A 24,398-nucleotide genomic window follows, 5' to 3' on the forward strand; every position below is an offset into this window, starting at 1 on the left:
CCCTTTTACTTTTTATTTATAAAATTTTCAACAATTTTTCAATACATTTCAGTATGCAATATTTGAGTTCTTATGTGTTCACCTGTTTGAAAAATATTTAATGAGTCTTTTACTTTTAAAACTTTTCTTAAATTATAAAACTTCTCACTATCTCGATAATCTGTTACAATATCTTTTTTAGAATGTAAATAAAGTATTGGAAATGTATTTTTACATAATGGAAGTTTATAAGTTAATGTATCTTCTTCTATATTAATTTTATATTTATTATTATATACTTTATAAATTTCAACTAATAGTTTATCTAAAATATTTCCTATTACAGATCAACCTATAGAGTTTATTATTTTTTTTAAAACTTTATTTGTTTCAAAATAAGGTGAATCAGCAATAGCGAATTTAATATTATATTTTTTTAATTCATTTGATAATGCAAATCTATTTACTGTATGTGCTCCCATTGAAAAGCCAATTAAATTAATTTCTTTAGCTTTTAGAACTTTTTTTACATATTGTAAAGCACTTAGTAAATCCTTTTCCTCGTTTATTCCCATAGTTATTAGTGCATCATCAGATTCTCCATGATTTCTAAAATCAAAAGAAAAAATGTTGTATCCTAATTTATTAAAATAATAACTTGCTATTGCAGAAGACTCTTTTGATGAAGAAAATCCGTGACAAGCTACAATTCACTTTTTACTTTTCTTTTCATTTAGATGATAAATACCAACTAAATTTTTTGAATCAAAAGATTTAAATTCAACTCTTTTAAAATTTTTAATTTTTAATTTCATAATTTCTTCATCATTTGTTTCTTCAAAAATAGCTTGTTGATATAAACCTAATAAATTAATATAACCATTATTTTTATATATATGAAAATTATTTCTATTTCTATTATTTAGCAAATCAATAATTTTTTGAATTAAAAGTTTATTCATAATTTAATACTCCTTTACTTAATTAATAGTATAAAAAAAATCTACATATATGTAGATTTTTTTAAATATTAATTATAATTTTTTTAAATTTCTTGACCATTAATATCTGTTTCTTTTGCTCAATGAGCACCTTTTCTGCCTTTTTTTCAATCTAAAGATATTATTAATTTTTCTTCTTTATATTTTTTAAGCAATTCTATATATTCTTCTCTATTTCTAAGTTTTGCATCCATAGTTACATTATAAAATTTAAATTCAGCAATTCCAAAAGATTCATATGATTTTTTATATGGAGTTAAATGACTAACTGTTCAAACTTTTGGCATAGCTTTTGTAAATGTAGGTAAAGCTAAGAAGTTTCTATAAAAGAAATCATATTCTAACTTTGCAAAACCTTCATATCTTTCTGTAACAATATTTTTTGTTGTATCTACTTTTTTATAATCTTCTGAATAATCTTCAAAAACTTTTAATAAATCCTTAGTTTCTGTTGTATATAAACTTTCATTTTTAAGCTTATAATTATTACCTATAACAGGTTTTTTCTCTTCAATTAATTTGTTTTTTTCTTCAAATAATTTTGAAGTACCATTATATCCTGAATAAGGTCCTTTTAAAACTATAGTTTCTAAAAATGAAGATGGATCTTTATAATCAGGAGATCAACCTGACATATATAAATCAGTTGTTCCCTTTGATCCTGCTGTTAGATATTCATCCTGTGATGATAAAGTCTTAGTTTCAATATAAAGTGGATTATCACTAATTGAATTAAATTTTTTTATCATTAAATTAATATAAGGATTTTGTAAAGTATTACTTTTTGGATTTAAAATAAGTTTCAAAACAACTCTTTGTCCATTATAACCTTTTACATTTTGAGTTTTTAAATTATTTTCTTTTATAAATTTTAATATTTCCTCTTTTAATTGTTCTTTAGTTTTACCAACTAATTTTTCTGAATTATCTTTAAATGGATCTTGACCATCATCTAATGCAGTTAAATCATTGCTTGCAGTTATAGTTTTAGATACTTTTTTATAATTACTTTCATATTGAGCTGCAATATATTTTGTATAATCAACTAGCTTTTCATCAGCAGCAACTCCAGTTCCTGTATAAGTATTTCTTAACATTTGTGAGTTTTGATTTGGTTGATCAATTGTTTTTGAGAAAAATCTCACCATTTCTGATCTATCTAAAGTTGTTGAAATATATGCTCTTGCAGCAGATGATTGTAACAATTTTGAAGCTGTTAAAGCATTTTCTCTTTCATTTGATGATAATGAACCATCATCAATGTTTGAATTATAATAGTTATAAATTATCAAAAATGAACCAGCTTTATCAGGAGATTGAGTTTCATATGCAGAACCAAAATTTGGTTTCTCATAATATTTCTCTTCACCTTTTCCAATGTATTTGTCTCATCCTTTTAAATCATCAGATTTAAGTTCAAATGAACTACTAGAACCTGATTCAAATAATGTTCTTTTTTTTGATGAAGAACCATCATCTAAATAACTAAAATGTAACTCTTCTATATTTGTACTATCTTTTAGAACATAATTTTGATTTTTCTTTAAAACTATTTCTGAGTTTGGATCAGCTTTAACTGCATAATAAGCTCCATTAAATAAAGCATTTTTATAGCTATTAACAGTTGTTTTATAAGTATCTGGTATTGGTGAAAATACTGAATAAGTTAATAAACTCTCGAAATAAGAAGCTGATTTAGTAAGTTCAAAAACAATTGTTTTGTGTCCTTTTCATTCTTGTCCACTTTGTATACCAAATTCATTACTATTAATAAGTTGTTCTACTTTTGCTGTTTCACCTTTAGAATAGAATTCTTGTACTTTTTTAGCTCCTTTTATAAAGGAAACTCATAAAAGAGAAACATCTGAGTTATTTTTTGGATTTAATGCATATTTTGCTGCATTTTTAACTCCCTCAACAACGTCAGCATTTTTATACGCTACATTTCCATTATTATCAACTCAATTCATTTCTCTTAAAGCATAAGTTCATTTTTTAGAATCATTTTCAGATTTACCTACTGTTAAAATTTTTTTCTTAGACTCATAACTTTGCTCTCCAAATTCACTTACTGCAAGAGAACCAAAGATTCTTCCATATTGATCTGTAGATAGAAAAGTATCATAAGTATTTGATCAAATAAGTGAATCTGATACTTGCATTGAATGAGCTGTATTTCAACTTGTTAAGTTTGCTATATAATTTGTATAATATTTATCTGTTGAAACTGATCTGTTTAAAATAGCATCAAAAGAAGCTACACCACAAGAAACAACTGAAGATGAAATCATTGTTATTGCTAACCCTAATCCAAGTAATCCTAATGTTTTTTTATATCATATTGACATTTTATTCTTCCTTTCGTTGTTTTATTTTTTTAGTGATTTTTTAATTTCACTAATTTCTCTCTTATTAGCTCATACAAAATGATCTTTTCTTATTTCTTTAAAATATGGCATATCAAATATGTAATCTTTATGTTCTTCTTCTGGGTTGTAAACAACTAATTTTGCCTTTTTAGCTAATTCTGGTTCTGGTATAGGAATTGCAGATAGCAATGCTCTAGTATATGGGTGAAGAGGATTTTTAAATAACTCTTCTGCTGGTGCAATTTCAACTATTTGTCCATGATAAATAACAGCTATTCTATCAGCAATATGGCGAACAACTGATAAATCATGAGCAACGAAAATATAAGTAATACCTAATTTTTCTTGAAACTTTTTAAATAAGTTTAAAACTTGTGCTCTAATTGAAACGTCTAAAGCAGATATTGGTTCATCTGCAACAATAACTTTTGGTTGCATTGCCAAACTTCTTGCAATACCAACACGTTGTCTTTGACCCCCTGAAAACTCATGAGGATATCTTGATAAGTGTTCAGTAAGTAATCCTACTGAGTTAACAAGTTTTAAAATAATATTTTTTTTAACTTTAGATGGAGTTGCATCATCAAATGTGATTTTTTCATTTGGATTTAATTCATTAAATTCTTTTACATATAACTCTTTTTCTTCTTCACTTTTATAAAGTTCTGGGAAGTTTTCCATACCCTCTGCAATAATTTCTTCAATTGCCATTCTATCATTTAACGATGAACCTGGATCTTGGAAAATCATTTGTATATTTTTTCTGTTTTCTCTTTTTTGTTCTTTTGATTGAACTTTAAATAAGAATGATTCTTTAATTATTTCATCAATTGAAGGTAATTCTAAAAATTCTGTTAAATCAATAAATGATTCAGTTTCTTCTGGTGTATACATATTTTCTATACCTTTTAAAGAATAATATGTTTCAATTAGTTCTTTATCTTTAATAATATTTTTATTTATTATTTTTGATATATACTCAAATTCAGTTTTTAATGATTCTAATTTTTTATCAGTTATATTTTTTTCATTAGAAACTAATTCTTTTAAAGAATTTTCAAAATCAGTATTTTTTAATTTTGAAATTAATAAATTAATTTCTTCATTTACATTTTTTTCTTCTGATAAAGATTTTAAAATTTTCTTACATGCCTTTAAATTTAAATTTTTCTTTGATCAAAAATCTGTTATAAAGTACTCCAATTTTTTATATTCTTTATCAGATGAATCTATTCCTTCTTGTTTCATTTTTTCAAATTGTTTTTTACATTCCTCAAAAAATTCACTTCTTTTTACATAAATTAATGAGTTGTAATAACTAACATATTTTTCTCTTTTACTCATAGGAGAAGAAAGAGCTTTTAATTGAAACTGTAATGATTTAGCTCAAGAAAGTTTTGATAAAAACTCCTTGTGATTATCTGTAATAACTTTTCATAATTCTAAAATTTTTTTAACAACTAAATCAACTTTATCAGCAGATACTTCTTGAATTGATTCTCTATAATTTTTAATTTCTTTTATTTGTAAATAAATTTCATCAGCATTATCTTTCATAGAAATAATTGCTTTTTTTGTTTCTTTAAGTTTTGAAAGAATTGAACTTTCAAGTTTTTTTGAAACTTTAGGTACATAATAATTTAAATTATCTATAAATTTAATCATTCTATCTTCATTTTTTATAATAGAATTTATATATTTTAAGTTTTCTAATAAAATATTTTTTAAATAATCTAATCTTGAACTTTTTACATATTTTTCTAATTCTTCTTTATTTAAAGTTCTTTGATTTTCTAAAAATTTTTCATAAAAAGCTTTTAATCCATCAATTCTTGATTGAATTTCTCTTGTTGTTATATTCATTTTATATGACATATTTTCTAACTTCTTAGAAATTTCTTTATTTAATTTATATAAACTTGTTGGGCGACCAGCAACAATATTATCATCCATATAGATAGCACCGTCTTTTAAAGGCTGTACACCAACTATTGCTCTACCAATTGTAGTTTTTCCACTTCCAGATTCTCCAACTAAACCAAATATTTCTCTCTTGTAGATATCAAAACTAGTTTCTTTAACAGCTCTAAATTTCTTACCTTTATTTCGAAATTCAATTACTAAATCCCTAATATTTAAAAGTACTTCTTTATTTGTTGACATAGTTTTATCCTACCTTTTCTGCTTCTTCTATTCGTTTTTTTAAGTTATTTAAAACTTTTGGTTTTTCTACTTTTGGAGATCTTGGATCAAGCAATCATGTTTTTGCAAAATGAGTTTCAGAAACCTTAAACATTGGTGGTTGTTTAATATAATCTAATTGCAATGCATATTTATTTCTTGGAGCAAATGCATCTCCCACAATTTCATTAAATAGTGATGGAGGTGTTCCTTCAATTGAAAATAAATCGTCACCTTTTTTACCTAATTGAGGTAATGAAGATAATAGTGCTCATGTATAAGGGTGTTTTGGATCATCAAAGATTTCTCTTGCTGTTCCAACTTCAATAATTTGTCCAGCATACATAACTGCAACTCTATCTGCTATTTTAGCAACTACTCCTAAATCATGAGTAATGAATACTACTGAGAATTTATATTCTTGTTGTAATTCTTTAATCAAATCAAGAATTTGAGCTTGAATTGTAACATCAAGTGCTGTTGTAGGTTCATCACAAATCAATATTTTAGGTCTTGCAGCAAGAGCAATTGCAATAACAACTCTTTGGCGCATTCCCCCTGAATATCTTCCAGGAATATCTTTAAAACGTTTTTCTGGATTTGGAATTCCAACTTTTCTTAATAATTCAATAGCCTCTGCTTTTGCTTCTTTTCTATTTAATCGTATTTGTTTTCTTAATACTTCTGTAATTTGAAAACCAACAGGTAATAGTGGGTTTAATGAAGTCATAGGATCTTGAAAAATTGTTGATATAGTTTTACCTCTTAATTTTCTAATTTCCTTTAGAGCTTTCATTTTATTTACCATATCACTGTGTTTAATTCTTTTTCAGTCAACTAAAATATTGTGAAAATGATCTTTATCTAAAGTATTTTTTTGAATTATTGACAAAGATATAGTTTGCAATTCATTTTCAAATCTATTTAAGTATTTTTTATCTAAGAAATAATTTAGTACATATTTCTTTTGCTCATCATTTCATACTTCTTTTGTTTCAATGAATTTTTCAATCATTTCAATAATTTTAGAAACAGTATTTCTAATTTTCATATTTAATGGTTTAACTTTATTAATATCCATTTCTAATTTTAAGATATTTTCAAGTTTTAATGCTACTAGTTTATTTCTATATGAATTATCATTAATTATTTTTATAGTTTCTTCTATAGCTTTAATTTTTAAATTATGTCTAATAACTCTATTAGCATGTCGATTATTTGATCTAAATCCTATATTTTCTTGAAGAGCTATTAATTGTTCTTTTCTTTTTGATAATAATAAATTATATTTGTTATTATTAATTTCTTTGATAGATAAAATACTATCTTCATCTATTAAGCTAGATTCTAATTCCTCTTTTATTTTTTGTAATTGTTTATTTAAACCAGATAAAATTCTTTCATTTTGTTCTTGTTCAATATATTTTTCTAATCTAATTTTTGTTAATTCTTGTTTTTCTAAATTGCCTTTATATTTAGGATTTAGTTTATATAATTGTTTAATTTCTTTTAATAATTCTTTAATTTTTTCATTATTTATTTTAACAATACTTTTAATAACATCTTTTGAAATAAGTGGACTTTGTAAGTTTACAATATCAATTGGTTCTTTAAAGTAAGGATTTTCATCGCTTAATGTTTCTTTATTTGGTCTATAAACTATTGAACCATTACTTATTCAACCATTTGCTTCTAACATACCTGTAAACGTTTTTGTAATAACTGATTTACCACTTCCAGATTCTCCTACAATTGCAAGAATTTCTTGGTCATATAAATCTAAATCAACATTTCTAATAGCAGTTAAAAAATTACCTCTAACTTGGAATTTAACTTCCATATCACGAACAGATATAATTCTATTTTCTTTATTCATAATTTTTTATCTCCTATCTATGTGTTTTAGGATCTAATGAATCGGCAAATACTTTACCTGCCAAGAAGAATAATAATGATATTCCCCCAACAAATGCTACAGGAATAATTAATAAGTGTGGATACACTTCTCAATCTGATCCAGATAACAATTCATTTAATATTGATCCTAAAGACGCTTGATCTAATGTATTAGTTACAAATCCGAAGTTATAGTATGCAAGTAATGCATCAATAGCTATAGCTGTTGGTATTGCAAATGTTGATGTTTGAATAACTATTGGTAAAATCTTTGGCATAATATTTTTTCTAATAATTTTTGAACTTGGTGTTCCTAATACTTTTGATGCAATATTATATTCAGCATTTCTTACAAGCATAATTTGAACCCTAATAACAGCTGCTAAAGTAATTCAACTGGTAAGTGATATACCAAATATTAATACTGGAATCGATGTAGTTCCTCCAAATAAGAAAATAATTATTAATCATAAGATTAGTGAAGGAATAAGAGTTAAAAACCTTGTAATTTCAATAAATATTAAGTCTAATTTTGAGAAAAATCCTCAAATTGAACCTAATAATATTCCCAATATTATTTGAATTGAAGCAATAAAGAAAGTAAATATCAATGTTGTTCTTGCTCCAATTCACATTTTAGTTCATAAATCTTCTCCAAATTGCCCTAGACCAAATATATGCTGTCAGCTTGGTGCTTCATAGTCAAATCCTGGTCTTTCAATTGGTACAGGTTCTTTACCAATACCAATTGAAAATGCCATTATAATTATTACTATTAATAAAAATAATGAAATAATAAATGTTTTTGATTTGCTAACTCTAGCAAATACTGATTTTCAATAACTGTATGGTTTATTTGTAATTTTTTCTGCTTCTTCGTGCTTTGCACCAATTATTTTGAAGAGTGAACCATCTATAGAATTCATTTCTTCATTTGTATATTGTTTTTGTTCCATAAATAATTCCCTTCTATTTTGTTAATTTTATTCTTGGATCTAATGTAGCAAGTAGCAAGTCTCCAATTAGACTTGAGAATACTCCTGCTGAAGCTGATACAAATATATATCCTAAAACAACAAATGTATCTTTATTAGCTACACCATTAAGAATAAATTTACTCATACCATCAACTGATCAGTGTCTTTCCACTAATATACTTGATCCAAATAATGTTAATATAAATACTTCTGGTAGAGTTTTAATTAATCTAACTCCTGCATTTCTAAAAATATGTACATAGAAAACATATTTCTCACTTAATCCTTTTGATAATGCAAATTTAGCATAATCAGCAGTCATTTCGTCTAAAACAAATCTTCTAGTATCTACTATAATTTTTGGCATAATTAATAACATTACTCCAATAACTATCCATATTTTTGTTTCAAAATTTGATCCTTCAAATGATCCTTGAGCTCCAAATACATATATTGACATTTTATATAACAAACCTATTATAACTAATGCTGGAATAGCACTAATAATTAAGCTTGTTCCATTAATTGCATTATCAGCTGACTTTTCTTTATTTTTAGCAGCTAAAATACCTAATGGTACTCCTAAAAAATATGATAATGCAACAGCAATTCCTCCAATTTTAAATGATATAGGAATTGATTTAGCAAAAGCATCTTGAACGAGTGTTCCAGGAACACCACCACTAGCTTTATTCATAAATACTCCTAAATAAAATCACATTGTAACTGGATTTCCTGTTATAGCTTGAGTTTGATCATCAATTATAGGATTTTGAAGAATTGTTTTAGGTATAAATGGTGTAATATTTCTTAAATAAATAAACATTTGTTGAATCATTGGTCCAAACACACCAAACATTTTCATTCTATTTTCTAGTAGTCTTTCATATTCTGGAGTACCATATACAATACCATGTTTTGCTAAATCAATATCTGATAAATATGCACCATCAGTAGTCACAATTCTTAATATTACAAACACAAATGCAATTGCAATATATAACGTTATAAATGCATAAATTATTCTTTTAATAGAATATGATAAAAGTGGATTTTTTTGCATAAATTCATCAAAAGATGCATTTGAACGTCTAAATACACTTTTTATAGTATTTCAATGGCTAGTTTTTGTCTGCTTAACTTCTTCAGTTAAACTAATTTCATCAAACATTTCCAAAAGGGAGTTTTTACTTTTATCACTGTTTGACTCTGAGCCATTAACTTTTGTTTCCATAAGTTTAAGTTGTCCTTTCTATTTTATTTTTATCTTATAAAACCTATATAATAAATATTAAGGTGATACTGTGAAAGATAAAAATAAAACAAGTAATTTTCAAAAATTAAAAGATTTACGTGAGAATGAGAAACAAGCTCATTCACAACAAGTAAAAGATAAAGTTAGTGAAATTTCTAAAGATCCAATTGGTTCACAAACCAAATATATAGATTCAAAGAAACTAAGATGATATGACTATCTAATTGCTGTTTCAATAAGTTTATTTCTTATTGGTTTTAGTTTCATCATTGGGATTTTTGTTTTTAAAAGCTTAGAAAAATCTGAGTGAATTATAACAGCTTTTGCTTTACTTGCTATATTAATTTGATTAATTATAGGTTGAATCAAAAATAAGCAAGTTGCAAAGTTTTATAATGATGCAAGAAGACGATATCAAACTACTTTATCAGAAGAGGAAGGTTTTTTAAGAAGAATTTCTAAAATAACCTTATTAGTCTGCTTGGTATTTACAATAACTGCAATTATTATTGCAATTACACTACGAGTGTAATTTTTTCATAAAAAAAGAGTAATCTATTTTTAAAAAGTACAGGCATAATAAATCCTAACTGTTTATAAAATAAATCACTCTTTTAAATAATAAATATCATTAATAAAATCAGTTTTTTATTGTAAATATCATTTAAAACATTGTCTATCTATAAACAATTACGATCATTTCGCCATGTGTTGTTTTGCGCATAACATAGCCATTTTAATATTTAAGTTCGCATTATCTTTAAAAAACTTATTTTTAAATGACAATGTAGAAAACGCAAAAAAGGCAATCGGATTATTAAATTTTTTAATATTTGATAATACTTGCATTTTTTGGTCTCCTTCATTGCCTATATAGATAATAGCAAAAGGTTATTATAATTTCAACAATATAAGAAAGAAAATAAAAAAAATAAACATTATATGTTTATTTAAAATATGAAATTTATGTAATTTGATAAAAATAAACTATATATTTTTATCATTTTTTTCTTAAAAATGTTGGAAAATCTTCATCTTCAACTGAATCTTCAATTTTTTGTGCAACTTTAGGTTCTAAATCAACATTTTCTTGATTTCATTGAACCAATCTATCTTGATCTTGTTTATTTTCTTCTTCCATTTGTTTTACATATTCTGGTCTTTTATCTTGATTTGCTATAAATGAAGTTCTTTGCTCATAAACAGTTTCAATTGGTTCTTTTTGATAAGAAGCTTGTTGACTTGATAAATGCTTTTTTTCATTAGATTTTTGTGAAGAGTTATCACTTATAATTTTTGGTGGTATGTACTCATCATCAAATCCTGTTGCAATAACAGTAACAATTAGATCATCATCTAAATGTTCATTTATTGCTATACCAAAAATTATATTTACATCTTCTCCACTTGCTTGTTGAACAATATCTACTGCATCATATGCATCATTTAACGAAACAGTTTTTCCCCCAGTTACGTTAATAATTGCATCTTTAGCTCCACGAATTGAAGTTTCTAATAAAGATGATGTGATAGCTTTATTTGCAGCTTCAATTGCCTTATCTTCTCCTGAACCAATTCCAATTCCAAATAAAGCATTTCCTTTACCTTTCATAACAGTTCTTACATCAGCAAAGTCTAAGTTAATTACAGCAGGAACTGCAATTAAATCTGTAATTGTTTGAACTCCCTGTTTCAAAATATTATCAGCTTCTCTAAATGAGTCTTGAACTGGAATTCCACCAATAATTTCCAATAATCTATCATTTGAAATAACAATAATTGAATCAACATACTTTCTTAATTCATTTAACCCTTGAACAGCATAAGAATTTCTTAATCTTCCTTCAAATCTGAATGGTTTTGTAACAATAGCAATAACTAAAGCTCCAGTTTCCATAGCTATTCTTGCTATTTCGGGAGCAGCACCAGTACCTGTTCCACCACCCATTCCTGCAGCAACAAATATTAAATCTGATCCTTGTAATGCTTTTTTAATTTCTTCTTCTGTTTCAATTGCAGCTTGTTTTCCAATTTCAGGATTTGCTCCAGCACCTAATCCTTTTGATACTTCTTGACCTAAAATTATTTTAGTTGAAGCAGTACTTGAAGATAAAACTTGAGCATCAGTATTTGCAACAATAAATTCAACACCTTGAACGTTATCATCAACCATTCTGTTAACAGCGTTGCAACCTCCTCCTCCAACACCAATTACTTTAATCTTGGCATTTTGATTAAATTCTAATTTTGTAGACATATTTCTTTCCTCACCTTATTATTTATTTCTTTGCGTATTAATAATACCATTTTTTAAAAAGTTTTCATTATTTTGATAACTTTGTTGAACTAACATTTGTTGATTGAATTGCTGGTTAATTTGTTGATTTTGTTGATAATTCATTTGTTGATTTTGCATCATATATTCTTTTTCTGTCATTGCTCTATTTTGTGACATAGGCATTCCTTGCATTCTTGGATAGTTTTGAACTTGATTTGGATTATCCAAAAATGGCATATGATAAATTTCTGTACTTGTTCTTATTTCTTTTTGATTTTTATTTATTGCTCGAGAATGCTTGATAATTCCACAAAGAGAAGTTGTTCAAATTTCACTTGCACCAGTTACTAATGAATAATATGCTTCTGAAATATTTTTATATTTACTTCTTAATAAGATTTTTTCAAATCCTGCAATTTCAGTAATTTTACCTGTATGATAAACTTTAAAGTTTTTAACAGCACTCATTTCTCTTTCAATTAATACGTCAACTTTATCAATAACTACATTTAACTCTTCAAGCAACATTTTTTTAATATCTATTGTTTTTAACTCATATGTTCTTTTTTCACTAGATATATATTTTCTATAAATAACTATGTTATCTAATGTTGTTGAAGAAAAATTTAATAGTTTAAATATATATTTATTTGAAATATCAAATTTTGATGCCATTTTAGTAGCTAAATTTTCAATAATATGTTTTATACCAAAATTTATAGTCTCTTTTTTTACCAAAGTTTCTCTTGAAAAGTATCCAATATCTACTCAATCTCAATCTCAATTAATTAAAGTAAATGTGTGTCTAAAGTTTAATCCTTCGTTACATTGTTTTGCCAAAGAATATAGTTGGCTTGCCACAGTTAATTTTTCTATATTTAAAGTTTTTAAAACTCTATCAAATGAATCAACAACATGTTTTTCTGCAGTATATACTTTTGCATTCATAGAAAGGATATTTGCTTTTATATTTATTGGTGGTTTTGCAACACTGTGAGAATTATTTAATCTAAACTCATATGGTTTAATATTTGTAACAATTTGATTATCACTAAAAATAACTCTTTTTGCATCTTTATAAAGAGTTCTAATATGATCTGGTCTTATTATTTTATCTGGAGTTTCAATAAAAATGCTTGGTGAAGCTTCTTTAATTTGAAGTGTTCCTGTAGGATAAACAACTGAAACTCTTTTAATTTTTTCTTTATACATTGATTCATATTTATTTATCATTTTTATTAGTCTGTGAGCAACAAGATTTGTATCAACTATATCATTATTTTCTGTAAGTCAATTACCTTTGCTTTTTTCTCTTTCTTTAAAAACAATTTTTAATCCAATATTTTGTTTATATTTACCTACAACAAATTTAATATATTTTTTGCTAATTTCAATTGCTGCATAAGTTTCATTGTACATTTTACTCGCCTACCTTTCTAATTGCTCAAAGTTTTGAACTATGAGCTCTCCTATTTTTTTCTAATTCCTTTTCTTGTGGTAAAATTGGTTTTTTAATAACAAGTTCATAATCTTTTTTAGCTTCCACAAAAACAGGAAGTTTACTTAAGAATTTGTCCTCTTTTGATATTGTTTTAGTCTTAAAAATATCTTTAATAATTTTTTCTTCTAAGGAATGAAAAGTTATTACAACAATAATTCCTCCTGGATTTAATAATTCTAATGAATTACTTAAAGATCTTTTTAATACTTCAAGTTCATTGTTAATATATATTCTTAAAGCTTGAAAAACTTTTTTTGCAGGATGTTTTTTTTGTTTAAGAATTTTTTGAGGTAAGCACTCTTTTATAATATTTACTAATTCAAAAGTAGTTTTAATTTCTTTTAGTTGTCTTTTTTCAACTATTTTTTTTGCTATATTTCATGAAAATTTTTCATTTCCATATTTAAAAAAAATTTCAGCTAATTGTTTTTCATCATAGCTATTAACTACATTTTTTGCAGTGATTTTTGTATTTTTTTGATCCATTCTCATATCTAATTCTGAATCAAAACGATAACTAAATCCTCTATCTGCTTTATCAAATTGAGGACTTGATACTCCTAAATCATATAAAATACCATCTACTTTTTTTACACCCTTTAAAGAAAGCAATACTTTAATATCTGCAAAGTTTCCCTCTAAAATAGTAAAATTACTTGATATAATTTCAAGTTTCTTTCTACTTATTGCAATTGCCTCTTCGTCTTGATCAATTGCATATAAATGTCCTTGATCTATTTTTTTTAAAATTTCTGCACTATGACCTGCTCGCCCAAGAGTACAGTCAACATATATTCCGTTATTCTTTATATTCAATATTTCTATAGACTCATTAAGTAAAACAGATGTATGTTCTTGTGCCATTAATTTACTCCGCCCAATTTCTCAGCTGCATCTACTAGCTGATTTTTAGCATCTTTATCATAATTATGATGCTTTTGTTTATCTCAAATTTCTATTCATTCACCAGCCCCAGTGATTTGAACATTTTTTGTAATTCCAACTTCTTCTAATAAATTTAATGGAAGTTTAATTCTTCCTGCATTATCTATTGATAATTCATCAGTATTTGAAAAAATTGTTCTAACTACAGTACGTGTTGAAGAAGAAAGTGAACTTTGTGACTTTAATTCACTATATCATTCTTTAAAATTTTCTGGTGTTCTAATTTCTAAACAATTTCCATCAATACTTCTAGTTACATAAACAAGTTCGCCCAAATTATTACGTAACTTTGAAGGTATTGTCAATCTAGATTTATCATCTAAATTATGTTCAAATTTTCCAAATAACATAAATAATCCCCCCACTTTCTCCCACACATATACAATTATATACCACTTTATTACATAATCAAGTATTTTTTAATTTTTTGCTCCCACAAAATAATTAAAAAAATGCCCAAAACAGACATTTTTTAATGAATTATTTTTCTTTCTAAAAAGTTTATTATTTTATCGATTTTTATTTTTAAATTTCTTTCATTTTCTAATATTTCATTAATCGAGGAACTTTTTTTAAAAATTAAAGGTTTTATAAAATATTTATTTAAGTATATTTTATAGTAAAAATAGAAACTTCTAAGTAAATTAACTGATAATCAAGGATCTGAATTTTCAACTATTTCATAAAATGTTTTTTCATCTATTTCATATGAAATACTATTGAAACCATTTTCATTTAGTGAATTTAGTGCTGATAAAGGAATAATTCTTTGTGATATTTCTTTAATATTATTTGCCATATTTTCTTCTCCTAGAAAATTAATCGACAAATTTTGCAAAAAATAATTAATACTTAAAAATAATAATATTTTCTAACAAAGTACAAAAAAAGCACTAAATAAGTGCTCTATTTTATTAATTAATCAACTTTTTTAACTTCTTTATTTTTATAGTAACCACATTCACGACAAACTCTGTGGGGTTTAATCATACTTCCACAGTTTGGACATGAAATAATTGCTGAGCTAACTAAAGCCAAGTGACTTCTTCTCTTATTTTTAGCAGCTTTACTGGTTTTTCTAAATGGTACAGCCATGTTGACACCTCCGTTACTTATTTTTCAAAATTAAATTCCTTTAATTTTTCTCATCTTGAATCTACTTGTTTTTCTTGTTCTTGTTGGTATTCTTCTTCAGACATAAGTATGTAATTTTTACCGACAAATAAAATTTTACCATAATTATTAGTTAAATTCATAGGTATATTTAAAAAAATTTGTTCAATTGCATAGTCTAAAATACTAAATTTATCGCCTAATACAATATTGTGTTGATCATCATTTACATTTTCAAAATAATATTCTTCTTGTCAATTATAAATTTGATCCAATAATTGTATATCTTTACCATCTCGAGCATCAATTGCAGAAATTGATGCAGTTATTTTTGCATTAACAATAACTGATTTTATTAGATCTTGATAATTTAAAGTACCTTTAATATAAACTTTATCAATTGACTTAATCAAATCATGATTTATGTTTAAATTTGAATTTATTTCAAGTTCATTATCTAAATTAATAACTTTTTTTAGTTCAATTTCTTTTTTAAGCATTATCTTACCTCTATTTTTAATTTTGATAAATTACTTAATATTTTATCTCATTCTTTTTGAACTTCTTGATCAGTTAATTGTTTTTCAACACTGTTGAATTCAAATGATACAGATACTGATTTTGAGTTTGAATTTCTTAGTATTTCATCTTGATAAATATCTATTAGTTCAACTTTGTTTAAAAAATTAACGTCATTTATAATAGTTTTAATAATTTCTGAATATTTATCTTTCAAATTAAGAATAAATGATACCTCTCTTGTTGTTTTTTGGAATTTTGATACTTCTTGAGCTCTAATAAATGAATTTTTAATTTCTTGAAGTGCAGTTATATTTAATTCTAAAACAAAAGTTGAATCCAATTTTTGTGATTGTTCAAATTTAGGATTTAATTTATAAATAAATCCTAAAGTTTTACCTTTATAAATAATTTTTGCATTAATAAAAGGATGAATATCACTTGATGTTTTTTCATTCAAATCAAATTGAACTTCTTTTAAATCAAGATTATAAGTTGTTTGTAAAATTGAATCACAAATACCTTTTAAATAAGCATAACTTGATTTTATTGAAAGATTATAACTTTTTTGATTGATAACATCTCCAGAAATTAATACTGCTAAATGTCTTTGTCTTAAATTATCCATATCATAAATATCTGCAAATTCATATAACTTAACATTTTTATTACCTTTTGAATAATTAAATGAAGCTATTTCTATAATTGATTTAGATAAACTTAATCTAAAAGTTTCTCTTAATTTACTCAATGGACTCATTAAATTTATTGGTTTTTTAATTTCAAATAAATTTCATCTTTCCACTATTTCACTTGATAAAAGTGAATAAGTTTTAATATTTGTAAATCCTAGACCTAATAAATAGTTTTCACTTTTTTTTTGTAAACGTAAATCTAGTTTTTTACTCTTAATGTCTGAAAGAATTTCTGGTGGAATTGATTTAACATTATCATAACCATAAATTCTAATTATTTCTTCAACAATATCTGCACTATGAACAATATCAGTTCTTAGTTCATCAACTTTAAATATCAATTCTTCTCCCTTATCTGTAATTTCAAAATCTAATGTTTTAAACAAGTTTTTAATTTCTTTTCCAGTTAATTTAACACCCATTAATTTATGAATATATTCTAATTTAACATTAACCTCTACTTGTTTTTCATTTAATTCTTTCATAACTTCTAATTTACTATTTGATTGATAAATATTGTATTGATCTAATCAATACATAACTCTATTTTGAGCTATTTTATACAATTTTGAACTTATTGGTTTCATATATCTTTGTAAATCAATTGTTGATATATTAAATTCTTTTTGTTGTTTTCTCATAAAAATTGGATCTAATGATAAATAAACTATCAATATTTCTTTTGAATCTACTGATGGTAAATATTTTTCATTTATTTCAATACCAAGTGTTGAAATAACTTCTTTATCACTTGTCAATTGTAAATTTACACTGTGATTAGAATCTTTATTATTTTTAATCTCTAATTGTGATTTTAATTTAGTTGGATCTAAAAATAATATTGGTTGACCAGTTTCAATTGCTATAGAATTTGCTAAATCTAATCAAAAATTATGAGTAGTTTTACAATCATTAAATTTTAATCAAATATCTTGGTTTGAATAAATTTTATATTCTTTTTCACCAATATTTAAAACATCTTTTACGCTTAAAACTTGCATAGCAACGCTTCTAACAACTTTTTCTACTTCTTTATCAACTTTTAAAGATACAGGTGAACTTAAAGAATTTTCTTTAAAAGTATAATTTTTTGTAAAATCATTTAAATCTTTATCAAAATAATTGGCTAATTCTTTTGCCAATTGCATTGCTCCTAATGCATCACTTCTATTTAAAGTTAAATCTACTTCTCAAACAGCATCTAAAAAACCAATTTCTTCTAATGCTGTATCATTTCCTATTAATGTATAAGTATCTTCTTTTGTAAGAATAGGATAAATTCAATCTTTTTCTTTATCTGAAAGAGCTTTTGGATTTAATCCAATTTCTGTTAAAGAACAAATCATTCCTTCAGACATTTTACCTTTAATTTCTCTATTTTCTAACTTTAAACCATTTGCTATTTTTTTACCTGCTTCTGCTAAAATAACATATTGACCTTCTTTAACATTGTTTGCACCAAAAACAATTGGAGAAACTAAATCATCACCTTTATCTACAAAACAAAAATGCAAATGTGTTCCTTCCATTGGTGTAACATTTACTACATGAGCAATTTTCAATTTATCATTTAGTGATGAATAATCTTTAAATGAATCAACTTCAAATCCAAGTGAGTTTAATGCAACAGTAATTTGCTCATTTTTAACACCATTTAAGTCAATTAGCTTTTCTAATCATTTTCTTGTTAAATACATATAATTCTCACTTTCTAATCACCAAAAAAATTAAATTGGTCTAAAAATCTAATATCATTTTCATATAAATCTCTAATATTTTTTAAACCATATTTTAACATTGCCAATCTTTCAATACCAACTCCTACTGCAAAACCTGTTACTTTTTCAGGATCTAACCCATTTGCTTCCATTACTTCTGGTGCTAACATTCCTGAACCTAGAATTTCAATAAATCCTGTGTACTTACAAATTGAACATCCTTTTCCACTACAATTAATACATCTTACATCTACTTCAGCTGAAGTAGATGTAAATGGAAAGAAACTAGGTCTCATTCTAATAGTGGCACCTTTTCCAAACAAGCGTTTACAGATATATTCTAAAATTCATTTTAAATTAGCAAAACTAATTTTTTCTCCAATTGCAAATAAATCCATTTGCATAAATTGATGTGAATGAGTTGCATCATCATCATCACGTCTATAAACGTTTCCATAACTTACAGCAGCCATATTAATGTTTCCTGTTTTTGCTGCTTGTGTTAACATTCTAGCTGTCATATTAGTTGCATGTGTTCTTAAAACTGTGTGATTATCAATATAAAAAGTATCTTGCATATCTCTTGCAGGATGTCCTATTGGCATATTTAACTTTTGAAAACAATATTCATCTGTTTCAAACTCTGTTCCGTCAACCATTTCATAGCCTAACTCAGTAAATATTGAAGATATTTCATCAATAACTAAGTTTAATGGGTGTTTTGTTCCCATTTTTAAGTTAATTCCAGATAATGTTAAATCAATTTTTTCAATTTCTAACACTTTTTTTAGTTTTTCATTTTTAAATTTATTACTTAAATTGCTTAATTTCTCTGAAATAATTTCTTTTATTTCATTTACTTTTTGTCCTGCTTCTTTTCTTTCTTCATAGGTAGCAGATTTTAAATTTTTAAGAATATCATTTAAAGGAGAATCTTTTCCTGCAAACTCCTTTTTTAATAATTCTAATTGCTCTTTTGTTTTGATAGTTATTATTTTTTCATTAAAACTCTCTAAAATTTTATTTATTTTTTGCAACATAAATACACCTTTCATATAAAAATTTAAGCAATTTAATTATACTTGATAATTTATATAAATTACTTAAAATGGTAATTATTCCTATATTATTTTAAGATAGCTAATATTAAAAATACAATTTAAAAACTGGTATTTTTAATATTTTATTGATAAATAAGAATTAAAGTGCTATATATTCCAATGAATTAAGAAGTAGCTCTGATTCAAGTTGAATTTTTAAACAAATTAACTTGGCAAATTTATTTTTACTTGTTATATTTGAAAAATTGAACAAACCTATTGGGTGAATTTCTTGTCTTTGAAAGATTTTTTCTACAGATAAGTCATTTTCAACTCATAATTTATAAAAATTCTTATTATTAAGGTTATTTAATGCATCAACTCTTTTAACATCTAAGAATTTTGCCATTTTTAAGTCCATTGTATCAGCATTTGTTGTATATTTTTCACTAAACTCTATTGATTCATTTTTATATTTACCGTTCAAATTTCCTTTTTTAGATACTATAACTCCTTTATATTTTTCAGAAAACTGTTTATCTTTAATTACAAGTCTGTCTAAAGATAATTTGAAAAGAGTTATTTTTAAGAAGGGTTTTAAAGCTCATAAAATAACAATAATAAAAATAAATTCAGAAGAATCAAAAAGAAAAAACTTTGCATTATCTGTATAGTTAAAAGTCAAAGTATTGTCTATATAAAAAAATGACTCTTTGTTTTTATACTCAAATTTTAAAAAATTAATATCTTTATTAAAGATTTCATTATCATTTTTAGTTTTTAAGTATTCAATTATTGTTCCTTCATTTTTAACTAAAGTTAAATTTGAATTTAAATAAACAAGTGAAACATTTTTTAACTCTTTAAACTTATCATTTGAAGAATAATAGTAGTTATAAATATCTTTTAAAATATTTGCATTATAAATTGCTTTATTTATATCACTACATTTTTATAATTTGATCGACTAATTAATTTAATTAAAAAAATAAGTGGAATATTTATAATAACTGAGCAAAGAATTACATAATATATTCATCATCCAAATACTTTTTTATCAATAAGAGCTTTAATAAATGCTCAAGCTCAAAAAGCTGTTAAAGCAATTAAAATAAATTCAAACATAATTATTATTTTTTTATTTCTTGTTATCTTTTTTATGATATTTTTTAAATCATTATCAGATTTTACTGATTCTTTTACTTTACTATATAAATTAGTATCTACTTTTATTTTCATTTTATTTTTCATATTTTCATTCCTATATCATTTTCAATGTTATGCACTAATTGTAAAAATATTTTTAATTGATGAGTATTTAGAAAAAAAATGAAATAACATTTAAAAATTACTTCACCTTTATAACTTTTATTAATTAAAATTTAATTTTAACATCTTCTAATTCTTCACTACTAAATTCTAATAAATATTTGTAAACAAAATTTAATTGTCTTGTAGCTGAGTTTAAAGGATAAGATGCAATTGTTTGATTAAAAATACTTACATTAGAGTTATAAATTCTTCTAGATGCTGAAATATCATTTTCAGCTTCAGAAACAGCACTCATTAATTCTTGAACTAATTTAGTTGATTGTAATTGAGGATAATTTTCTAATCTCATAGTTACATCTTTTGAAACTTTATCTAAAAGTTTCATATTATCATTTAATTCATTAGGACTAACTCCAGTTCTCATTTGAGTTAAACTTAATAACATTTCTTTTTCAAACTTAATTCTATCTTTTACAGCATCAATAAGTTTTAATAAAATATCTCTTCTTTTTTTAAGTTGTATATCAATTCCAGATTGTGCTTCTGAAACTTTAATATCATATCTTTTTAATTTATTAATATTTGCTATGTTAACAAATAAAGGTATTATTAAAATAAAACTTATATATCAAATAAATTCTCCAAATCCATTTCTTTTTTGTTTAGTATCAGCTAGTTTATTTATATTTTCTTTTTGTAAAATTTGGTTATTACTCATAATTTATCTTCTCCTTTTTAAATATTAAATAAATAGTTTTGAGTAACTAAACTCATAACTATTATAAAAAAAAAAAAAAAATTATTGAATTAAGTTTGAATTACTATTCTATAAAAGAAATAGCATTAAAATTTAACTCAACTACTGGATCAATTGGAACAATAATTAACAAATATAAAAATGCAAAGATAAGTGAAGCAAAACCTCGTTTGCCTTATAAAATAGATTACAGCATATCTCAAAAGGCAAATGATTTGTTTGTAGGAGTTCTATTCGACTATAATAAAGAATTAATTAAGGAGAATAATATTTTAAAAAAGCAATGAGCCTCCAATTGCAAAACCAAAAAGAAATAATTCAGGAATTATTAATAAATACGAAATATAATCGAACAATAATTTGCAAAATTTTAAATATCAATAGAACATCAACATATAAAGAAAATAAAACTTTAATGAATTTCCTCAATGATACAAGAATTATGAATTTAGTGATTTCAGAAATTGAAAAAAATAATTTTCTTAGTGCTTATAGTGCTAAAAGATGATCTTTATATTTTAAATTGAATTATATTGACCCTTTTAGCATAAATCACAAAAAATTAGAACGTATATTTAAAAAATTTAATCATATTGCATATTATATTAAGAAACAAACTAAACATGAAATTAAAAAATATAAAGAAACTATTAGAAAAAATTATCTTAAAGAAGCAAAAGAAATGGGATTTGAAAACATTTGAACTAGTGACATAACTCAATTTTCAGTTAAAACAAAAAAAGGTTATATTTGCACAGTTCAAGATAATTTAACTGGAGAAATAATAGGAAAATCTAAAATAATAGATAATCAAAAAACAAATTTTATGCTTGAAGCTGTAAAAATGGCATATAAAAATAAAAAATATTTAGGTCCAATATTATTACATTCAGATAATGGAAATCAATATACTTCTGAAAAATACATAAATTTATGTAATGATTTGCAAATCATTAGAAGTTATTCAAAACCAGGAACACCTCATCATAATGGCAAGCATGAAAGTTTTCATAGTCGTTTAAAAGATGAAACTATAAGAACATGTCATATTGAAAACATTAATCAATGCTTAAAAATAGCATGAGCATGATTAGATTTTTATAATAATGATAGAATTAGAATAAATAAAAAATGATAAAAAAAAAAAAAAACGTTCCCTCTATAGGGGGAACCTTCACATTTCTTTTCTCCTTACTTTTACTTACAAAATTATCTTATCACAAGTAGCATAAAACAAATTTTATTTTTACTAAAATGTTTTTAAAAAAAATTATTAATATATTTACTTTTTATTTTAAAAAAGAAACATATTCTAAAGATTGTAAAAGCAATTCAGCTTCTAATTCAATTTTTTTATAAATAATTTTTACTAATTTTTTACTACTATATAAATTAGTAAATTTAAACAATCCAATAGGATAAATTAATTTTGAAACTATTTCTTTTTTTAAAAAGAGGTCATCTTTTATACCTATTTTATAAAAATTCTTATTCTCTATTTTTGATAAATTGTCTAATGCATTAGGAGTTAAAAACTTATTTGCTCTAATATCAAGAGAATCTGCATTTGTTTTATATTTACTATTAAAATCTATTGATTCAGATTTATAATCTCCCGATTTAAACTTTCTTTTTTTATTAAAAATAACAAAACCATTACAATTATCTTTTAAATATTGATCTTTTATAATTAATTTATCTCTTGAAACTAAAAATTCTGAAGAATTTCTTATGGAGTTGTAAGCTTGTCGATTAAGATAGTAATTATCACTAGAATATATTGGATTTTTTATTAAATATTTTACTTCTCTTCCTTTAAAAGTAAATGATAAAAAATTAATGTCTTCATTATCTAATTGACTCTTATTTTCTAACTTTTTATATCTTTTTTTTAAAAATAAATTTATATTATTTTTTCTTAAAAAAATGACTTTATAATTTTCATAATGAAGTTTTAAATTATTAACATCTTTAAATTTTTCATTTTCTGAATAATAATTTAAATAAATTTTTATCCTCAAGTTTTGATAAAATATCTAGAGTTTGTACAGTTAAAAATCTATTAGCTTTTATATCAGTAGAATTACAATTTGTATCATATTTTTTATTAAAAGCAATAGATTCAGATTTATAATCTCCTTTTATAAATCCTCTTTTTTCAGCTATAATAAAACCACTACAATTCTTTTTTAAATTTAAATCTTCAATAAATAATTTATCTCTAGAAATTATAGAAGTTAATTTGTCTTTTTTAAGAGCATGCAATTGTTTAATTATTCCCATTGTATTATATTCTTCTGTTAAAGAAAACTCCATAGGCATTTTAATTAAAAATTTAGCTTTTCTTCCTTTATAATTAAAACTTAAATAATTTAATTTTAACTTTTCTTCTTTTAAAGAATTATTTTGAAAATAAGAATTTTCAAAACGCTTTTTTAGAAAATCATAAATTACTCCATTTTTTTCTAAAATTTTAATATCATAATTTTCATAAACTAATTTTAAGTCAGTAATATCTTGAAATTCTTTATTTAACGAATAATAGTTAATATATACATCATTTAATACATTTTTTTGAGCAATTTTTTTATTTACATAATTAGACATTTTTTGTATTTTTTTATAAATTCTTCAATAAATTATAGATAAAATAAACAATAAGATAATTGCATATAAAAAATTTAGTAAAATTTTAATAGGTCAGGCTTCTTTAAAAAATAATATAACAAAAGTTATTAAAGAAGCACTAAAAAATATACAAAAGCTTATTAAAAAAACTAAAAAAAGTACAAAAAGTATTTTAAATTTAACTATTTTATTTACAGCTTTTTTGATTTCTTTATCATCATTTATTATATTTTTAACATTATTAAATAATTGTTCATTCATTATATTTAATACC

At 23.9% G+C, this 24,398-nt stretch carries 23 protein-coding genes; 3 read left to right on the forward strand and 20 right to left on the reverse strand.

Annotated features, from left to right (window positions below):
* Window positions 1–5: 5 nt before the first annotated feature.
* The 6 genes from AACK92_RS04285 to oppB all read right to left on the reverse strand — a co-directional run bounded on the left by AACK92_RS04285 (window position 6) and on the right by oppB (window position 9,637).
* Window positions 6–941 carry an alpha/beta hydrolase gene (locus AACK92_RS04285; protein ID WP_339020457.1) on the reverse strand — a complete coding sequence of 312 codons (936 nt, stop codon included), beginning with the start codon at window positions 939–941 and terminating at the stop codon, window positions 6–8.
* Window positions 942–1,024: 83 nt separating this feature from the next.
* Window positions 1,025–3,328 carry an ABC transporter substrate-binding protein gene (locus AACK92_RS04290; RefSeq protein WP_339020458.1) on the reverse strand — a complete coding sequence of 768 codons (2,304 nt, stop codon included), beginning with the start codon at window positions 3,326–3,328 and terminating at the stop codon, window positions 1,025–1,027.
* A 21-nt stretch (window positions 3,329–3,349) separates the two neighbouring features.
* Window positions 3,350–5,512: an oligopeptide ABC transporter ATP-binding protein OppF gene (gene oppF, locus AACK92_RS04295; RefSeq protein ID WP_339020459.1), complete on the reverse strand. Its 2,163-nt coding sequence runs from the start codon at window positions 5,510–5,512 to the stop codon at window positions 3,350–3,352.
* Window positions 5,513–5,516: 4 nt separating this feature from the next.
* Entirely contained in the window at window positions 5,517–7,406 is a 1,890-nt protein-coding gene (gene oppD / locus AACK92_RS04300; protein ID WP_339020461.1) for an oligopeptide ABC transporter ATP-binding protein OppD, read from the reverse strand.
* Between the two features lie 13 nt (window positions 7,407–7,419).
* Window positions 7,420–8,382 carry an oligopeptide ABC transporter permease OppC gene (gene oppC / locus AACK92_RS04305; protein WP_339020463.1) on the reverse strand — a complete coding sequence of 321 codons (963 nt, stop codon included), beginning with the start codon at window positions 8,380–8,382 and terminating at the stop codon, window positions 7,420–7,422.
* 13 nt (window positions 8,383–8,395) lie between these two features.
* On the reverse strand, window positions 8,396–9,637 hold the full coding sequence (gene oppB / locus AACK92_RS04310) for an oligopeptide ABC transporter permease OppB (protein ID WP_339020465.1): 1,242 nt from the start codon (window positions 9,635–9,637) through the stop codon (window positions 8,396–8,398).
* Window positions 9,638–9,707: 70 nt separating this feature from the next.
* Here oppB and AACK92_RS04315 point away from each other — a divergent pair, with 70 nt between their 5' ends.
* Window positions 9,708–10,190: a hypothetical protein gene (locus AACK92_RS04315; protein WP_339020466.1), complete on the forward strand. Its 483-nt coding sequence runs from the start codon at window positions 9,708–9,710 to the stop codon at window positions 10,188–10,190.
* A gap of 465 nt (window positions 10,191–10,655) precedes the next feature.
* Here AACK92_RS04315 and ftsZ read toward each other — a convergent pair whose 3' ends face one another.
* The 12 genes from ftsZ to AACK92_RS04375 all read right to left on the reverse strand — a co-directional run bounded on the left by ftsZ (window position 10,656) and on the right by AACK92_RS04375 (window position 21,457).
* Window positions 10,656–11,915, reverse strand: a complete 1,260-nt coding sequence (gene ftsZ / locus AACK92_RS04320) for a cell division protein FtsZ (protein WP_339020467.1) — start codon at window positions 11,913–11,915, stop codon at window positions 10,656–10,658.
* An 18-nt stretch (window positions 11,916–11,933) separates the two neighbouring features.
* Window positions 11,934–13,355 carry a hypothetical protein gene (locus AACK92_RS04325; RefSeq protein ID WP_339020469.1) on the reverse strand — a complete coding sequence of 474 codons (1,422 nt, stop codon included), beginning with the start codon at window positions 13,353–13,355 and terminating at the stop codon, window positions 11,934–11,936.
* Window position 13,356: 1 nt separating this feature from the next.
* A complete protein-coding gene (gene rsmH, locus AACK92_RS04330) occupies window positions 13,357–14,301 on the reverse strand; it encodes a 16S rRNA (cytosine(1402)-N(4))-methyltransferase RsmH (protein ID WP_339020471.1) in 945 nt (314 codons plus the stop codon).
* Window positions 14,301–14,732, reverse strand: a complete 432-nt coding sequence (gene mraZ, locus AACK92_RS04335; RefSeq protein ID WP_339020473.1) for a division/cell wall cluster transcriptional repressor MraZ — start codon at window positions 14,730–14,732, stop codon at window positions 14,301–14,303. The genes rsmH and mraZ overlap by 1 nt, the downstream gene beginning before the upstream one ends.
* A 122-nt stretch (window positions 14,733–14,854) precedes the next feature.
* Window positions 14,855–15,181, reverse strand: coding sequence for a hypothetical protein (locus AACK92_RS04340; protein WP_339020474.1), 327 nt, complete (start codon window positions 15,179–15,181; stop codon window positions 14,855–14,857).
* Between the two features lie 119 nt (window positions 15,182–15,300).
* Window positions 15,301–15,477, reverse strand: a complete 177-nt coding sequence (gene rpmF / locus AACK92_RS04345; protein ID WP_020836573.1) for a 50S ribosomal protein L32 — start codon at window positions 15,475–15,477, stop codon at window positions 15,301–15,303.
* A 17-nt stretch (window positions 15,478–15,494) separates the two neighbouring features.
* On the reverse strand, window positions 15,495–15,995 hold the full coding sequence (locus AACK92_RS04350; RefSeq protein ID WP_339020476.1) for a hypothetical protein: 501 nt from the start codon (window positions 15,993–15,995) through the stop codon (window positions 15,495–15,497).
* Window positions 15,995–18,406, reverse strand: a complete 2,412-nt coding sequence (gene pheT / locus AACK92_RS04355; protein WP_339020478.1) for a phenylalanine--tRNA ligase subunit beta — start codon at window positions 18,404–18,406, stop codon at window positions 15,995–15,997. The genes AACK92_RS04350 and pheT overlap by 1 nt, the downstream gene beginning before the upstream one ends.
* A 14-nt stretch (window positions 18,407–18,420) precedes the next feature.
* Entirely contained in the window at window positions 18,421–19,467 is a 1,047-nt protein-coding gene (pheS, locus tag AACK92_RS04360; protein WP_339020480.1) for a phenylalanine--tRNA ligase subunit alpha, read from the reverse strand.
* A gap of 160 nt (window positions 19,468–19,627) precedes the next feature.
* Window positions 19,628–20,152, reverse strand: coding sequence for a hypothetical protein (locus AACK92_RS04365; RefSeq protein ID WP_339020481.1), 525 nt, complete (start codon window positions 20,150–20,152; stop codon window positions 19,628–19,630).
* 251 nt (window positions 20,153–20,403) lie between these two features.
* Window positions 20,404–20,718 carry a hypothetical protein gene (locus AACK92_RS04370; RefSeq protein ID WP_339020483.1) on the reverse strand — a complete coding sequence of 105 codons (315 nt, stop codon included), beginning with the start codon at window positions 20,716–20,718 and terminating at the stop codon, window positions 20,404–20,406.
* 124 nt (window positions 20,719–20,842) lie between these two features.
* Window positions 20,843–21,457, reverse strand: a complete 615-nt coding sequence (locus AACK92_RS04375; RefSeq protein WP_339020485.1) for a LemA family protein — start codon at window positions 21,455–21,457, stop codon at window positions 20,843–20,845.
* A gap of 95 nt (window positions 21,458–21,552) precedes the next feature.
* Here AACK92_RS04375 and AACK92_RS04380 point away from each other — a divergent pair, with 95 nt between their 5' ends.
* Both AACK92_RS04380 and AACK92_RS04385 read left to right on the forward strand, forming a co-directional pair.
* Window positions 21,553–21,813: a hypothetical protein gene (locus AACK92_RS04380; RefSeq protein ID WP_339020486.1), complete on the forward strand. Its 261-nt coding sequence runs from the start codon at window positions 21,553–21,555 to the stop codon at window positions 21,811–21,813.
* Entirely contained in the window at window positions 21,780–22,634 is an 855-nt protein-coding gene (locus AACK92_RS04385; RefSeq protein ID WP_339020487.1) for a DDE-type integrase/transposase/recombinase, read from the forward strand. Before AACK92_RS04380 ends, AACK92_RS04385 begins: the two co-directional genes overlap by 34 nt.
* Before the next feature lie 151 nt (window positions 22,635–22,785).
* Here AACK92_RS04385 and AACK92_RS04390 read toward each other — a convergent pair whose 3' ends face one another.
* Window positions 22,786–23,517 carry a hypothetical protein gene (locus tag AACK92_RS04390; RefSeq protein ID WP_339020488.1) on the reverse strand — a complete coding sequence of 244 codons (732 nt, stop codon included), beginning with the start codon at window positions 23,515–23,517 and terminating at the stop codon, window positions 22,786–22,788.
* On the reverse strand, window positions 23,468–24,385 hold the full coding sequence (locus AACK92_RS04395; protein WP_339020489.1) for a hypothetical protein: 918 nt from the start codon (window positions 24,383–24,385) through the stop codon (window positions 23,468–23,470). The genes AACK92_RS04390 and AACK92_RS04395 overlap by 50 nt, the downstream gene beginning before the upstream one ends.
* Window positions 24,386–24,398: the final 13 nt, after the last annotated feature.

The organism is Spiroplasma endosymbiont of Atherix ibis, from assembly GCF_964020005.1.
Lineage (GTDB): Bacteria > Bacillota_I > Bacilli_A > Mycoplasmatales > Mycoplasmataceae > Spiroplasma_A.